This is a genomic window from Pseudoramibacter porci, from assembly GCF_009696145.1.
Taxonomy (GTDB): domain Bacteria; phylum Bacillota; class Clostridia; order Eubacteriales; family Eubacteriaceae; genus Pseudoramibacter; species Pseudoramibacter porci.
Map to the genome: position 1 here is coordinate 60462 of NZ_VUMO01000001.1, position 14077 is coordinate 74538.

Genomic DNA, 14077 nt, shown 5'->3' on the forward strand with positions numbered 1-14077 from the left:
ATGGCATCTGGTTCAATTTCAGGCAGTACAAGTAATCGATACATCGTGGCGCAGATCAACTGGCAGGCCAGCGCCAATGTCAGCGGCAACTACAGTGATGTATCTGCGCAATTGTTTTACCGCCGTACTAACAGTGGGTATACCACCTCCGGCACGATCGGCGGCGTCATCGATATTGACGGCACAGATTATGGCTACGGTGGCCATGTCTCCATCGGTACCGGCTGGGTGCAGGTCGCCTCAGCCTCCAAGCGGGTGTATCACAATAACGACGGTACCAAGGGCATCTGGATTGGCGCGACAGGTGGCATCTCCGGCACGTCTATGTCTTCCACGTCGTGCGGGTCAGGCGTCAACCTGGATACCATCCCCCGTGCGTCAGGCATGTCGCTGTCCACGTCAAACGTTGCGGCAGGCGGCAGTTTTACGGTGAATATCAGCCCGCACAGCAGTGGATTCTCTCATTGGATTGATATTACCGGCGTCGGGGATCAAATCACGTATGAAGTCGCGGCTGGCGTCACCTCATGCACCTGTACCATCCCGAAGAAACGAGTGACGACGTTTCCGAACAGTCAGAGTGCGCAAGCTACCGTCTTTCTTAATACGAAAACGGGATCTGGGCACGACACAAAAATAGGAGTAGTGAGTCAGGCAATTACTGTCACCGTACCGAGCGATGTGAAGCCGTCGATCGGAAGCGTGACCCTGGCGGATGCCACAAAGGCTTACAGCGTGATGGGCGCGTATGCAGCCAGTTTCTCACAGGTGACAGCCACCGTACCGGCGTCGGTGTATCATACCGATTTCACCGATACGGCGACAATCAAATCAGTGAGCGCGGTGTACAACAGTACGACGTATGACGCCACAAGCGGCACTTTTAAGTTTTATCCGAATGCTGCCGGGACGGCCAACATGACGATCACGGCCACGGATAGCCGGGGCATGACGGCGATCGTCACGAAGGCGATCACGGTGAAGACGTACAGTCCGCCAACGGTCAGCGTTAACGCGTCCCGGTGCACGTCTTCAGGCACGGCGGACGATACCGGCGCCTACGCTAATGTCACCATTCCGGCAACGCTGGACAGCACCAACGTGTCCGGCAACAGCGCAACGGTGACGCTCCAATATCGTCCGATCGGCAGTACGTCGGCGTGGACGTCGGTTAGTGTGGGGACGATCACTAAGACACAGACGCTCACCAAGCGGATCAGTGCCAGCGATACCCAGGCCTTTGATTTAGTCGCGTCGATTACGGACAAAATCACGTCCAACAGTGCCGCAATGACGCTATCTAATGCGCAGGTACCACTGGATTTCTTAAAAGGCGGGAAAGGCATTGCTGTCGGCAAGACGGCAACACGCGAAGGACTGGACATCGCTTTTCCTATATACGTCGAAGGCAGAAAGGTATATGTGGACGGGAAGACGATTCTAGATAAGTTTTTCCCAATTGGCAAGACGTGGATTTCAACTGACCCAACGTCCCCTGCGTCGATTGTCGGTGGAAGCTGGGAGCAGATTAAAGACAGATTTTTACTTGCGGCCGGCAGCACTTTTTCCGCAGGCAGTACAGGTGGAAGTGCGACGCATGAACATTGGTATGGGTTTGTCCTCTGTGGGTACTACGGAAACTTTGTTGGCGAAAACGGACCAGTAGGCGCACTACAGCGCGGGGAGAATGGAAAACCAGCAGGTATGAGTAATAGACTCGCCGACGTGACAGTAACGATAAACAATGGAACACAAAAATCTACCCATTCAGACAACTCAGCCAGGTATGAGTCGCGAGCTGTAACAAGCTCTAACAGTTCGATGCCGCCATATTTTGTCGTCTATATGTGGCAACGCATTGCTTGAGTGAGGTGAAAAATGAGAATTTTAGATCAGAATAATAACGAAATTACAAATCCAAATTTGGAAAAAGGCCATCTGGAAATAGAGCAGATCGTCACCAACCATCACGACGCAGTGTCGGCATCCCTCGGAAAATCCCACATCGAAGTGGTGAAAGAGTACCCCAATGGTGGCAAAGACGTGATCACGGTCTGGGACGAAGAGCCGGTCGAAGCTAAAGCAGCATATGATGAGACGGAGACGATTCAGCGGTACATTCCGTATACTGAAGACGAACTAAATGAACTTGCTGAACAGGCTGAGGCTGAACATAAATCCAGATTGACGCCAACAAATAGTGAGCTGTCTGACGCAATGGTCGATTTAGCCCAATCTGTATCTGATAACGGTGACGGGTTAGCCGACCTCGGCGCGTTGGTGTCGGGATTAGAGGAACGGATAACAGCATTAGAAGGAGTGAAATAATATGGCAAAAATTTACTACAAGCGTATTTTAGCAGGAATTATGGCAATTGATGATGTGCCGGCTTTCTGGAGAAAGAAAGTGCAGGCGCTTTTGGACGCTGACACCAGCAAGGAAGGTTAACTATGGCCAATTCAATTATTCAAAACAGTTTCTTTTGGAATGGCAACGCCAGCTACGGCCAGGAAGAGCTGGACGCGGTGTTTTACGCATCCATCCGAAATGGCGTAAACATTTACGACGACGGCACCATGGGCGGCGCCGTCATGAAAGGAACCGGTCAGGTCAAAGTCGCACCGTTCATCGCCCACGTCGATGGCGCCTGGTACTATAACCAGAGCGATAAGGCGCTGACCATCGACGCGGAAAACTCCAGCTTGACGCGCATCGACCGCGTGGTGGTAACGGCGGACTTTTCCGCCAGGGAAACCCGTCTCGAAATCCTCAAGGGAACGGCCAGTGCTATCCCCGCCGCCCCGGCGCTGACTCAAAACCACTGGGTCAAGTGGCAAATCTCTTTAGCCCGCGTCACTGTTACGGCGAACGGCATTACAGCGGTCGCCGACGAGCGCACCGACACAAAGCTGTGCGGCGGGATCCGTATGCGCGGCGTCTCGGAATTCGACACATATTTCAATCACATCAAAAACGATTATGAGACCTGGTATGCCCAGGCCCAGGGCGACACCGGCAAACGTCAGATATACGTCCAAACCACTGCACCGACGTCTTCAGACGTGACCGACGGCGCGTTCTGGATTCAGACCGGAACGGACGGGAAGGCGTTTACTTTTAACGTCAGATCAGCTGGGGCATGGCAGACATTATCCCCGAATACGTTGGCGTCTTTAGTCAGTGTCACCGACCGCTGGAACAAGGCGACACGGACTTTAAGCGACTGCGTGCCGACGATGGTGCTCGGCGTCTATCAGGGCTCAGACCAATGGGTCAAGCCTGGCGAGTATCACGCGGTCAAGTTCAAGAATCCGCGGGTCATTGACGGGATGGCGATGGATGCCGGTTATGCCTACTATCAGGATGGCATTGTACATATCCGAAAGGCTGGCGTGTACCGGGTGGACGGGTCCCTTCACCTCCGTAACCTCTACCGCGCCAACGCTGTTCACGTCGGGCTGAGAAATCACGGCGCAACCAATGTGGCGGAAAATTATGGCTATCCCGACCCCTTTGGCAATTTCTGCACCACATCCTTTTCTGGCGTTGTCAGATTGCACGATAACGATACGTGCAGCATTTACTTAAGGTATGAAGGTGACCGTAACATGATGATTATGAATGGCGGGCAGGCTCCGACACAACTCACAGTCACCCCGGTTTACTTCATCGACGAATAGGAGGAGAGCATGGATTTTAGTATTAACCACGGGCGCGAGATCGTCCCGATGGATGCGGCCGGAACGGTCGAGGTTCAGCACGACACCAACACGACGACAGCCAACTTCATTGTCTCGGCGACAGATATATCTGATTTTTACGAGGACACACAGAAGGTCTTCGCCGTGTACAAGCCGCCCGGCGGCGAGGTGGCGTATAAGGCCTGCACAGTCACCGACGACCATACAGACGGCACCACGGCGACACAGTACACCTTCAGCTGGAAGATCGACAAAAGCGCTACCTCTCAGTCTGGCACCGTTAAGGTGCAAATCGTGATCTGTGACGGCGACGATCCGACGGCGGAGAGCGCCACGGTCAGATGGTCAAGCTTAATTTACAGCCTGGCGATTCAGCCCAGTATTTACTAAGGGCAGGTGGTGACATCATGTGGCGAATTGACCCGAATCTCGTTTTAAACCTAATCGGCACGGTTGCGCCGGTGGTGATCGCGCTGGTCGCGTCCAGCAAGGCCGCCAAGGCGCACCAGGAACAGATTAACAGTCAGCTTCAGCTTTTGCTTTACCGATTTGATCAGCTTGAGAAAAAAGTTGAAAAACACAATCAAATCGTGGAGCGGACGTACCGCGCGGAGCAAGATATCAGCACCGCCTTTAAGCGGTACGACGAGCTGAAAGAAAGAGTTGAACGGATTGAAGAATGGGAAATCCACGAAGGAGGGAAAAGATGAATTATTGATACTTACCGAATGAAAGATAAGACGATTCTTAATTGAGGATGCTAAGATGATAAGCAAATTGACTTTCAACCAAAAAGCATTTATAATTTACCTATAAGGTAAATTTAGGAGTTTACTTTGAATGTAACATATTCGACAAAAAAACTTAAAAAAATTTGTACAAATGCTTCAATTGCTCGAAAGAAATACGGCCCACAAATGGCTCAAAAAATTCAACAACGCATTGATCAAATTCATGCAGCGGAAAATGTAGAAATGATGGTTCAATTTAATATTGGGCGTTGCCATGAATTAAAGGGAAATCGAAAAAATCAATACGCTGTTGATTTGGTTCATCCGTACCGTTTAATTTTTAGCAAGATTGGGCAAGAGATTCAAATTGCAAATATCGAAGAAATAGTGGATTATCACTAAGAAAGGAGTTTCAAATGGTTGAAAGCAAAACATATATTGCCACGCCGCCAGGTGCCACCATCAAGGAACAACTTTCAGATCGTGGCATAACTCAAAAAGAATTTGCAGCTCGAATGGATATGTCAGAAAAACATATCAGTAGGCTGATAAATGGTGAAGTCCATTTAACGCCTGAAGTGGCTGAACGGCTGGAGTATGTTTTAGGCATTCCAGCAAGCTTCTGGAATAAGTTGGAATCCATTTATAGAGAAAAACTTGCAAAGGCCAAAGACGAAAATAAAATGGATGAAGACATATCATTTTCAAAAAAGATTCCATATAAAGAGATGTCAAAGCTTGGATGGGTGCCGAAAACGTCAAACTTAAAAGAGCGCGTAGTGAATTTACGAAAATTTTTTGAAGTGGCGCGATTAACTTCGGTTACAAATAAGAGGATTACACGCATAGCATGGCGAAAGCTTGGAAGCAGCAAAAAAAGTGATTATGCATTAATGGCATGGGCACAGCAAGCCAAGATCGAAGCTCGTAAAATGGAAGTATCTCCTATCAATCTTCAGGGGTTATTTGAAGAAATTCCTCAATTGCGTGAGATGACGAGACAAGAGCCGGAAAAATTTTGCCCCGCTTTAGTTGATTTGATGGCGAGGCATGGTATCGCGCTAGTATTCTTGCCGCATTTAGGAGGTTCATTTCTTCACGGCGCGACGTTTTACGACGGTGGGAAAATCGTCATGGGCTTGACCGTTCGAGGCGCTTATGCTGATCGTTTTTGGTTTAGCTTGTTCCATGAATTAGGGCATATCCATTATGGACAAATTGGAAAGGATGACGCGCTAACATCCGAAGATGAAGAGAAAGCAGATTTATTCGCTAGAGATCGTCTTATTTCTTTAGTAGATTACCAAACATTCGTTCAGAATGGTGATTTTTCATCAAGAGCACTTTCCAGTGCAGCTGATCACATGGGCATTGACGTTGGTATTCTTGTTGGAAGATTGCAAAAAGAAAATATCATTCCATATTCAAAGGGAAATCAATTAAAAAAGAAATATAGTCTTTCTGCTTAATGTTTAATTTAATGTAGGAGTTATCACTTTTTGGGGTAACTCCTTTTTTGATGCAAAGGGGAGAAATATGAATTTCACATTACGACTCAAAAATAAGGCCACGTTGACGGCGCTGATCGCCGCGGCGGTGGCCTTTGTTTATCAAATTTTAGGTATCGTCGGGGTGATACCGGCGATTTCACAAAGCGATCTCACGCAGCTGCTCGGCATCGTGATCAACCTGCTCGTCGGTCTCGGCGTGGTCGTAGACCCTACAACGCAGGGCATTCGCGACGGAGAAAAAGCCGCCCCGGCGATCTATGAAGCGGACGCGGTGGCCGGTATGGTCACCGATCAGCCGACGACTGACGCTGATATCGCAGCAGAAAAAGAAAATGGAGGTGCAGCATGAGTATTTTATCAGTGGCCCAGTCCCAAATCGGAGTTAAGGAAAGCCCCTCTGGGTCAAATCGAGTCAAATATTCTCAGTGGTACGGTCTCATTGGCCCCTGGTGCGATATGTTCGTGTCCTGGTGCGCCAACATGGCCGGGGTCGGCAATGTGGTCGGCAAGTATGCTTACTGCCCTTCACACGTCAATTATTTTAAATCAAAAGGCTGGTGGCACGGGCCGGAATATCAGCCGCAACCTGGAGACATTATCTTTTTCGGTCGCCGCGGTGTGGCTTGTCACGTCGGCATTGTTGAGCGTCGGAACGGCTCTTATTCAGTCACCACAATTGAAGGGAATACGTCTGTGAGCTCCAGCGATAACGGCGGCGCGGTCATGCGCCGGGTCCGTACTTACGGCAACCCTTACGGGTCATGGGGCATTCTCGGTTTTGCAAGTCCTCCATACCAGAACGGCAACGGCCACGTGAGTGCACCCGCCGCTCGGTCGTGGTTGCAGAAAGGCGACTATGGGCTGGAAGTGACGGAGTTGCAGAGCAAGCTCATCTCATTGGGCTACTCGTGTGGCAAGTCCGGCGCAGATGGCGAGTTTGGCACCGATACCCTCAACGCGGTGAAGCGTTTCCAGCAGGAACATGGCCTTGTTGTCGACGGGGAAGCCGGGGTCAACACGATGAGTAAAATCAATGCGCTGCTGTCGAGCAAAAGTAAGCCCACTGCCTCTAAGACGCATTATGACACGTGGATCGCAGCACTTCAGAAAGAATGCAACCGTCAAGGATATTCACACCAGGTGGTTGACGGGGTGGCTGGCCCGGCGACCCTGGCCGGATGCCCGACAGTCAGGCAGGGCGCCCGGGGTGGTATCACCCGGCTGATTCAGCAGCGGCTCATCGCCTGGGGCTATCCTTGCGGCCGATCCGGTGCAGATGGAGATTTCGGCCCCGGCACACGGGCCGCGGTGAGGGTCTTCCAACAGAAACGCGGATTAACAGCTGACGGCATTGTCGGGAAGAACACCTGGCGGAAATTGCTCGGTTTGTAATTAAAAAGCTCAGTCTGTCATTGACAGGCTGGGCTTATTTTTTTGCAGTTTTTTATGATTTTCAAAAGATAGCCAAAAGATAAAAACCGCGTAAAATAGCGGGTTTCAGGAAATTTCAAAAGATAATAAAAAGTTATAAAAAGATAAGATTTTTGTCAAAAGTACTTGACAATACGCTTATAAAGGCGTATAATATAATCAGAAGTTGAGATAAGACTTCTAAATCAAAGGAAAGGAGAAAAATCGATTAAGCTAAAAGACATAATAGAAGTTGGATTGCTTGCCTTCAACAGTGTGATCGCTTTTCTAAGCTATCTTGACAATCACAGGCAAACAAAAAACCGCAAGCCAAAACGCAGACCCAAAAAGCGAAAAAGCAAGCGGTAGATTCAAAGGGCGGGGCGCTTGCCCTTCCCTTTTATGCTTTTAGTTTAAGTCGAAAATGAAACGATGTCAAGAAAATCCATTGTTTATCTTATTTTGTGCTTGTCGTTTATCGGAATTACCTTCTTATGCTCGTCAACGGTTGCACGGGTATTATCAATTGTGTGTGCAACATTTTGGGCGTTGTGCTTGATTGAAAATAGGAGGAAGATGAGATGACAGAAGAACTTATCAGCCTGACAGAATACGCGAAACTTCACGGTAAATCTCCCAGGACGATTCGGCAGAAAGCACAGGCGGGCGGCTTCAAAACCGCCCGCAAGATCGGCCGGAATTGGGTGATCGACAAGAATGAGCCCTACACGGACAATCGTGTGAAGTCGGGGAAGTACAAAGGCTGGCGGAAGAAATAGGCGGGCTTCATTCGTATATTTTTCGCAAGTGAAAAAAATAGCCGATATTGTCAGTATTCCTAAATCCTCGGTAAGGTGGGGGTCACCGGTTCAAATCCGGTCAATAGCTCCAGTGACAACCCAACCCGAAGCGCAGGCTTCGGGTTTTTTATTGCGTTTTTTTAATATCCCAAAAAAACAAAAAAAGCGCGGGGTGTGCCCGCGCATGGCTTAAATCGTCTCGTGGTCATGGGTGTTGAGAATCACCTGAGCCAGGTTTTTTAAATAAGTATTTTGCTCCGCGATGACCATATCGGCGTAGGTGGCAGTGATGACAGGCTTAAGGTCACCGCGCCAGGGGCCGGTCTGACGCATGGCGGTGATGGCCCCGCGGATGTTCAGGGCCAGCGCCCGCACCTCTTCTTTACAGGTGAAGGCGGTGATCAGGGCGAAATGGCTGCCCTGGGTGCGGCCGACGACGCAGCGGTGGCCGGCGCAGTTGGTGATGGCGGCGCCGACGCGCTTCAGGAGGGCGTTGCCCGAGGCGGCGCCGTACAGGTCGACCACTTCCCGGTATTCGGGCACGGTGATATCCAGCATGGCGAAGGGGGCGCCGGTGCGCCAGTGTTCTTCCAGATAGGCCTGAAGGCCGTCGGAGAGGCCCCGGGTGTTGGCCAGGCCTGTCACCGGGTCAGTGGCGGCCAGGCGGTGTTCTTCTGAGAAGAAGGCGAAGCTTGCCTCCGCGTCGACCACACTGCCTAGGAGGCCGACGATTTTGCCGTCCTGATACACGGGGACTTTGCTGGCGATGATGTCCCGGTTGGTGCCGCCCACGAGGCAGTGGCCCCGGCGGCAGTAGAGCTTCTTGCCGGCGGTGAGCACGGCCTCTTCGTCCTGCTTAAAAGGCCCCGGGTCGATGTGCCAGCCCATGTCCTCGTCGGTTTTGCCGAGGAGCTCGCCTAAATGTTTCACGCCGAAATAATCGCAGAAACTTTGGCTCGCGCCGAGGAAGCGGCGGTGGGTGTCCTTCCAGAAATACATGCGCTTGGCGTTGAGGATGAGATTGTTCCAGAGCAGCGCCGCGGAAATGCCCGTATCTTCAGGCGCCGACTCAGCGTCGAGGGCGTCGGCGACTTCGAGGATCCCCTTCGAGCTCACGTCGGCGTCGAGGGTGACGTGCACGGCCCAGCTGAAGCCGCTGCGCTCGACCGGGAGGATCAGGTGGAAGCGCCACTTGTAGTCCCCCTCGGGGGTGAGGCTGCGGAACAGCCCGGTCAGCGGGCGCCCGCCGTTTTCTTTCAGGCGCGCCTGCAGGGTGTTAAGGTCCATAAAGGCGGCAAACCGCGCCCGGTCCGGCGGGTAGCAGAAGGCCTTGATCCAGGCGGCGACGACGGCGTCCACGTCGTGGTGTTCGACGCCGACGCCCATGGGCTGGCTGTAGAGCGAGGATTTAAGCCCCGCCACCGTGTGGGCGTTGAGGTCGTAGTGGGCGATGTCCCGGCAGGCGTAATACAGCTCGCTGGTGGTCTCGAAGCGGACCTGCTGGGTGTCGTCGACGTTGAGGCTCACGTAGCGGATCTGCAGGGTGTAGAGATAATGGTCATCCTGAACGGCGGCCACGGTGCCCGTCAGCTGCATGTAGTGGTCCCCCGAGGGGTAGAGCGTCGTCTGGGGCCCGGGCAGGCGCCTGAGCTGCTGGTCGGCGTAATGGCGGTGCAGGGTGTGGATGGGTTCGCCCGGGGTGTTGATCACCCGCTGCCAGGCCAGAAGGTCGTCCACGTGGTCCTTGTGGAGGGCCGCCTTGTAGGCGTCGTTGGCGAAGAGGATGTCAAAGGTCGTGCCGTCGTCGTTCACGATGCACAGGGGCTCGTCGGTGAGGGTGTCGATGCGGCTGAGCCGCGTAAAATAGGCCCGCCACTTGGTCGGCTCGACGCGGATGCCCCGGGTCTTGAAATGATCGCCTAAATCGTCTATGGGCATGGGCCGCGCGAAATAATACCCCTGAATCTTTTCGCAGCCGATTTTTTTGAGGAAATTGAACTGGGCCTCTGTCTCGACCCCTTCGGCCAAGGTGGAAATGTCCAAATCCTTGGCCATGCGCACGATAGCGGTGAGGAGGGTCTTGGCCTTGTCGTCGAAATCCGCGAGGAAGGACATGTCGATTTTCAGCTCGTCGAAGGCGTATTTCTTCAAAACCGACAGGGAAGAGTAGCCGGTGCCGAAATCGTCCATCCAGATGTGGTAGCCCAGCTGGTGGAGCCGGCGGATGATGGGCTCGACCTTGTTAATCTGGGTGACAAAGGCCGACTCGGTGATTTCTAAATTGGTAAACTCCCGGGGGACGCCGTAGGCCGAGGAAATCTGGTCCAGAGTCTCAGGGAGGTCGTCCTGGAGGAAATCCCGCCGGGAGAGGTTGATCGACACCGGGATCGGAATGTGCCCGTCGGCCTTGAGCCGGACGTGATCCTGACACACCTGCTCGAAGACGTAAAGGTCCAGCTCGGTGATCTGGCCCGTTTCCTCGAGGACGGGGATGAACTGCCCCGGGGAGAGGGGCCCGTGCACCGGGTCGATCCAGCGCACCAGGGCTTCCCCGTTGCAGACGGTCTGGGTCATGGCGCGCACCACCGGCTGATAATACACCTTGATCCACCCGTGGGCCATGGCCTCGCCTAAGTGGCGGATGATGTAGGTGCGCAGGGCGTTTTCGATCCGGAGGCGGTCGTCAAACCAGAGGAAGGCCGAATCCTCCCCGTTCGGGATGGCAGCTGCCGCCTGGCGGGCCCGGTCGCAGGCCTCGCCCAGCCGGGTGTCGTCGTCGGGGAGGGCGTACAGGCCGACCTTCACCGCGAGATTGGCGCCCTGGCCGTGGGCCTTCATCTGGGCGAACAGCGCCTGAAGGCGGCTTTCCAGATGGCGGTTTTCCGCGTAGGCGGCGAAGTGGTCGCTCTCGAACCGGGCCGCGCAGTCCCGGCCGAAATACCGGCCGATGAGCTCCGCTAAGGCGCAGATCTGCCGGTCCCCGGCGTCGAAGCCCATGCGCCGGTTGTAAGTCTTTAAGTCCCGCAAATCGAAATACATCAGCACCGGGGTTCCCCCCGTCTCCTGGATGCGTTTAATGCCATCGCCGGCGCGTTCCAAAAAGTGGGCCATGTTGGCCAGGCCCGTCAATTGGTCGAAATGGGCGTGGTAGGCCGGGCTTTCTGTCGGGGCGTACTGGGCCGAGAGGGTGGAGAGCACCGCCTTCACCATCTGGTCATTTTCGCTCCCGGCCGTCTCGTCGGTGTAGGTGATGAAGGCCATGGGCGTCCCGTCGATTTTGATGTATTGGCCCGTCCCGTGAATGATGTGGTAATCCGCCTGATCTGCCCGTTTATTGCGAAAGAGCATGTCGTAGGTGCCGCCGTTCGGCGTCTTCGCGAAAGCCAGAGAGGCCGCCTCCATCCGGGGGATATCTTCGGGGTGGACGTTGTGGTACAAATCAGTGCGCAGGGTGTAGCGGGCCGATTCGAAGCCGGCGTGCCCGAACAGGGCCAGATAGGCCTGGGACACCAGAAGGGGCGTAATGGTGCCGTCGACGTATTGATAAATCGCCAGCGCGATGGGAATGTGCTCGATAAACGCGCGGGTTTCGGGCGAAAAGGTATAAGGCTTCACGGGAACATCTCCTTCAAATTTCATAACTCAAGGGTAAAATCACCCCATTTTTAGTTTATTTTCTATTGTATCGCCTTTTGTGACTTTTTTCAAGGAGACCGCGCCCTTAATGTGAAAATCGCGGACAAAATTTTATCTTTATAAGACAAAAACTTCTCGATCTTTTTCGGAATTGCCCCATGATTTCAGTGAAAAATTTTTTGCCGAAAGTTAAAAATTTTTGTCCCCCAAATTGCCCAAACTGCGCATTATATAAGTGAGACAAATTTTAATCAAAAGGAGAAGTGTATGGCAAGCAAAAGAGGAAGGCCCCGCAAGACGGGGCTGGATTGGTTTCCCTTCGAGCTGGGACTGCTCACAGACCGAAAATTCAGGGTGCCGAGAGCCCATCACGGGCCTGCGGCGGCGCTGACCTATCTCGCGCTTTTGACGCTGATTTATCAGGACAAGGGCTATTACCTGGACTACTGCGAATCCGAGCGGGAGGATGTGGCCCTGGACGTCTCGGACCTCATCAGCGGGCGTGACAGGGTGAAGCCGGAAGAAATTATGGCCATCATCGAAGAATTGGCCGAGCGGGCGCTGTTCGACAAGGACTGCTTCGCGGCCGGGGTGCTCACCAGCCGGCGCATCCAAAAAACGTATTACAACGCGGTCAGTGAGCGCAAATCGGCGAACATCAACTGGGACATCTGGCTGTTAAGCGAGGCCGACATGCGCGACATCAATCAGACGGGGCTCATTTTGAAGTGCTATTTGCAGGCCCACGAAAAATTGGAAATAGGAAATAATCGGCCGAATAATTCACAGAGTAAATTAAAAGAAAAGATAACAAACCAAACAACAGTACAAAACAAAACAACAAAAAATACCATACCAGACAATCTTACAGAAGATGAAGTAGTAGAGAACGATGAGGAAATATCCGTCATGCCGCCAAGCGGCATTTCAGGCGCTGTCGCGCCGCACGACAACGGCCTCCAAAAAATTGCCGATTTGTGGAATTTTCACGTGGCACAGGTCACCGATTTGGCAACGGTTAGAGATGTCGATCACTGGAGCCGCAAACGGACAAAGCAGGTGCGGGCATTGGTTGAGAGCGAAGGCGAAGCGAACGTTTTTGACGCCTTTGACCAAGTGGCGGCGTCAGACTTCCTGACCGGCCGATCGGGCAAATGGCGCTGCGATTTCGATTGGGTCATCCAGCCCGACAACTTTCAGAAAATTGTCGAAGGGCGCTACAGCAACGCGCAGACGGTGGAGCCGAAGGGCACGTTTTACGATCGATTAGCGAGAGGTGAAATATGAATTTAAACGAAACCGCACGGATTATGAAGATGATTAAAGCGGCTTACCCCAAATTTGACAGAAATGCGAATGAGAAAGACATCGCCGCCCTGTGGGCGTGGCGGTTCAAGGACGCGGATTTCAAGGCGGTGTTTGCCGCGGTGGGCGATTACATCGACGGGGACCACGCCTTCGCGCCGACGGTGGGGCAGATCAAGGCGATCATGAATGACAAGGTCCCGAAGCTCTCTGCCGCCGATGGCTGGGCCGAGATCACGAAGGCCCTCAAGGATTCCCTGAGCAACGCTAAGGCCGAGTTCGAGAAGCTCTCGCCGCCGGTGCGCGCCTACGTCGAAGGCCCCGAGACCCTGCGCATGCTCGCCGGCTGCGACGTCGCCGGGCGCGCCTATCAGGACTACCAGGCGCGGTTTTTCAAGACCTTCGCTCAGATGCAGGGGAAATTCACTGAGCGCCCCGATTACGCGGCCTTAAATGCGGCAGAGGCAAAAGCCCTCGGCCAATATACTAGTGATTCCGGCGTCCCCGGCTCATCCGTCTGAGCATCTCGGCGGCCATGGCGATGTCCTCGGGGGCGGCGTCGCGGCAGGCGTCGAACAGATCGCGCAGCGGGGGGTGTCCCTCGACCTTCAGGGCGATTTTGCGGGCCTCGGGGTCGATGTAATACACGTCGTCATCGTCGGGGTTGTTTGTCGGGTCGGCGAAATCGTGGCGGACCAGATCGTCCAGGGTGACGGCGAAAAGCTCAGCGAGGTCCGCGGCGGTGGCCAGGCTCGGCATCGAGCCCCCCGACTCCCATTTCTGGACGGTGGTCAGGGAGCGAAAGCCCAGGGCGTGGGCGAGCTCGGCCTGGCTCATGCCGGCTGCCCGGCGCAGAAAACGAATATTGGCAGATAAGGTGGACATGGTGCCGCCTCCCTTCAAAGTAATCTAAACCCATTGTACGCCTGTTGGGGAGGGGGTTCAAGTCCGCAGTGGATCCGTTGTGAAAGAGAAAAAGGAT

Annotated in this window: 15 protein-coding genes; 13 read left to right on the forward strand and 2 right to left on the reverse strand. The window is 53.4% G+C overall.

Annotated features, from left to right (window positions below):
* The 11 genes from FYJ52_RS00400 (at position 1) to FYJ52_RS00455 (ending at position 8133) form a co-directional block, all read left to right on the forward strand.
* Entirely contained in the window at positions 1–1866 is a 1866-nt protein-coding gene (locus FYJ52_RS00400; RefSeq protein WP_154575290.1) for a DUF859 family phage minor structural protein, read from the forward strand.
* 12 nt (positions 1867–1878) lie between these two features.
* The gene (locus FYJ52_RS00405; RefSeq protein ID WP_154575291.1) at positions 1879–2328 is read left to right on the forward strand and encodes a hypothetical protein; all 450 of its coding nucleotides are present in this window, start codon (positions 1879–1881) and stop codon (positions 2326–2328) included.
* A 1-nt stretch (position 2329) separates the two neighbouring features.
* A complete protein-coding gene (locus FYJ52_RS10185) occupies positions 2330–2449 on the forward strand; it encodes a CD1375 family protein (protein WP_268892563.1) in 120 nt (39 codons plus the stop codon).
* A gap of 2 nt (positions 2450–2451) precedes the next feature.
* A complete protein-coding gene (locus FYJ52_RS00410) occupies positions 2452–3681 on the forward strand; it encodes a hypothetical protein (protein ID WP_154575292.1) in 1230 nt (409 codons plus the stop codon).
* A gap of 9 nt (positions 3682–3690) precedes the next feature.
* Positions 3691–4092: a hypothetical protein gene (locus FYJ52_RS00415; protein WP_154575293.1), complete on the forward strand. Its 402-nt coding sequence runs from the start codon at positions 3691–3693 to the stop codon at positions 4090–4092.
* 17 nt (positions 4093–4109) lie between these two features.
* Entirely contained in the window at positions 4110–4412 is a 303-nt protein-coding gene (locus FYJ52_RS00420; RefSeq protein ID WP_205960710.1) for a hypothetical protein, read from the forward strand.
* Between the two features lie 126 nt (positions 4413–4538).
* Positions 4539–4835 (forward strand): type II toxin-antitoxin system RelE/ParE family toxin, encoded by a 297-nt coding sequence (locus FYJ52_RS00425; RefSeq protein ID WP_154575294.1) that lies wholly within the window; start codon positions 4539–4541, stop codon positions 4833–4835.
* 14 nt (positions 4836–4849) lie between these two features.
* On the forward strand, positions 4850–5902 hold the full coding sequence (locus tag FYJ52_RS00430; protein ID WP_154575295.1) for a helix-turn-helix domain-containing protein: 1053 nt from the start codon (positions 4850–4852) through the stop codon (positions 5900–5902).
* 67 nt (positions 5903–5969) lie between these two features.
* Positions 5970–6293: a phage holin gene (locus tag FYJ52_RS00435; RefSeq protein WP_154575296.1), complete on the forward strand. Its 324-nt coding sequence runs from the start codon at positions 5970–5972 to the stop codon at positions 6291–6293.
* On the forward strand, positions 6290–7336 hold the full coding sequence (locus FYJ52_RS10070; RefSeq protein WP_235901445.1) for a peptidoglycan-binding protein: 1047 nt from the start codon (positions 6290–6292) through the stop codon (positions 7334–7336). The genes FYJ52_RS00435 and FYJ52_RS10070 overlap by 4 nt, the downstream gene beginning before the upstream one ends.
* A gap of 599 nt (positions 7337–7935) precedes the next feature.
* The gene (locus FYJ52_RS00455; protein ID WP_154575297.1) at positions 7936–8133 is read left to right on the forward strand and encodes a DNA-binding protein; all 198 of its coding nucleotides are present in this window, start codon (positions 7936–7938) and stop codon (positions 8131–8133) included.
* 210 nt (positions 8134–8343) lie between these two features.
* Here FYJ52_RS00455 and FYJ52_RS00460 read toward each other — a convergent pair whose 3' ends face one another.
* Positions 8344–11769: an EAL domain-containing protein gene (locus FYJ52_RS00460; protein ID WP_205960711.1), complete on the reverse strand. Its 3426-nt coding sequence runs from the start codon at positions 11767–11769 to the stop codon at positions 8344–8346.
* A gap of 288 nt (positions 11770–12057) precedes the next feature.
* On the opposite strand from FYJ52_RS00460, the gene FYJ52_RS00465 reads away from it, so the two are divergent.
* Positions 12058–13077 (forward strand): DUF4373 domain-containing protein, encoded by a 1020-nt coding sequence (locus FYJ52_RS00465; RefSeq protein ID WP_154575299.1) that lies wholly within the window; start codon positions 12058–12060, stop codon positions 13075–13077.
* Positions 13074–13616 (forward strand): replicative helicase loader/inhibitor, encoded by a 543-nt coding sequence (locus tag FYJ52_RS00470; protein ID WP_154575300.1) that lies wholly within the window; start codon positions 13074–13076, stop codon positions 13614–13616. The genes FYJ52_RS00465 and FYJ52_RS00470 overlap by 4 nt, the downstream gene beginning before the upstream one ends.
* Here the strand turns inward: FYJ52_RS00470 and FYJ52_RS00475 are convergent.
* Entirely contained in the window at positions 13582–13980 is a 399-nt protein-coding gene (locus tag FYJ52_RS00475) for a helix-turn-helix transcriptional regulator (protein WP_154575301.1), read from the reverse strand. The genes FYJ52_RS00470 and FYJ52_RS00475 overlap by 35 nt on opposite strands.
* Positions 13981–14077 lie beyond the last annotated feature (97 nt).

Excerpts from the sequence above, each read along its gene's own strand:
- FYJ52_RS00400 (WP_154575290.1), top strand. The coding sequence starts at position 1 with ATGGCATCTGGTTCAATTTCAGGCAGTACAAGTAATCGATACATCGTG.
- FYJ52_RS00405 (WP_154575291.1), top strand. The coding sequence starts at position 1,879 with ATGAGAATTTTAGATCAGAATAATAACGAAATTACAAATCCAAATTTG.
- FYJ52_RS10185 (WP_268892563.1), top strand. The coding sequence starts at position 2,330 with ATGGCAAAAATTTACTACAAGCGTATTTTAGCAGGAATTATGGCAATT.
- FYJ52_RS00410 (WP_154575292.1), top strand. The coding sequence starts at position 2,452 with ATGGCCAATTCAATTATTCAAAACAGTTTCTTTTGGAATGGCAACGCC.
- FYJ52_RS00415 (WP_154575293.1), top strand. The coding sequence starts at position 3,691 with ATGGATTTTAGTATTAACCACGGGCGCGAGATCGTCCCGATGGATGCG.
- FYJ52_RS00420 (WP_205960710.1), top strand. The coding sequence starts at position 4,110 with ATGTGGCGAATTGACCCGAATCTCGTTTTAAACCTAATCGGCACGGTT.
- FYJ52_RS00430 (WP_154575295.1), top strand. The coding sequence starts at position 4,850 with ATGGTTGAAAGCAAAACATATATTGCCACGCCGCCAGGTGCCACCATC.
- FYJ52_RS00435 (WP_154575296.1), top strand. The coding sequence starts at position 5,970 with ATGAATTTCACATTACGACTCAAAAATAAGGCCACGTTGACGGCGCTG.
- FYJ52_RS10070 (WP_235901445.1), top strand. The coding sequence starts at position 6,290 with ATGAGTATTTTATCAGTGGCCCAGTCCCAAATCGGAGTTAAGGAAAGC.
- FYJ52_RS00455 (WP_154575297.1), top strand. The coding sequence starts at position 7,936 with ATGACAGAAGAACTTATCAGCCTGACAGAATACGCGAAACTTCACGGT.
- FYJ52_RS00465 (WP_154575299.1), top strand. The coding sequence starts at position 12,058 with ATGGCAAGCAAAAGAGGAAGGCCCCGCAAGACGGGGCTGGATTGGTTT.
- FYJ52_RS00470 (WP_154575300.1), top strand. The coding sequence starts at position 13,074 with ATGAATTTAAACGAAACCGCACGGATTATGAAGATGATTAAAGCGGCT.
- FYJ52_RS00475 (WP_154575301.1), bottom strand. The coding sequence starts at position 13,980 with ATGTCCACCTTATCTGCCAATATTCGTTTTCTGCGCCGGGCAGCCGGC.